Source organism: Rhodococcus sp. CX, assembly GCF_015865005.1.
Classification (GTDB): Bacteria; Actinomycetota; Actinomycetes; order Mycobacteriales; family Mycobacteriaceae; genus Rhodococcus.
The window spans coordinates 6,497-6,850 of record NZ_JADZGH010000239.1; the positions used below are offsets into that span (position 1 = coordinate 6,497).

At 65.0% G+C, this 354-nt stretch carries 1 protein-coding gene; it reads left to right on the top strand.

Going from position 1 to position 354, the window contains the following annotated elements:
• The coding region (locus I0Q12_RS26515; RefSeq protein WP_231611505.1) for a DNA glycosylase AlkZ-like family protein at window positions 1-221 on the top strand (221 nt) is incomplete at its 5' end.
• Between the last annotated feature and the right edge of the window lie 133 nt (window positions 222-354).

A 354-nucleotide genomic window follows, 5' to 3' on the forward strand; every position in this document is an offset into this window, starting at 1 on the left:
ATCTCTCGGCGTGGGCACGCGTCGCCGATGTCACCGTCGCCGATCTCGACGAGGCGCTCTACACCGACCGTTCGCTGGTCAAGCACCTGTCGATGCGGCGCACCATCTTCGTCTTCCCCCGGCATGTCCTGCCGTTCGCGCAGGCCGGCGCGAGCAATCGGGTGGCACTGGCGGAACGACGGAGGCTCACAACAGTCGACGAGAAATCCGATACTCGGTAATACTCTCCGATTCTTCCTGTTGTCCTGCTGCGTGTCTCGGAAAGAGCGGGATCGGCACGCATCGCAAGGGTCGGTCACCGCGCCGGCACACACCCCGACCCGGTCGGGACGCGGACCGAACCGAATCTGTCGG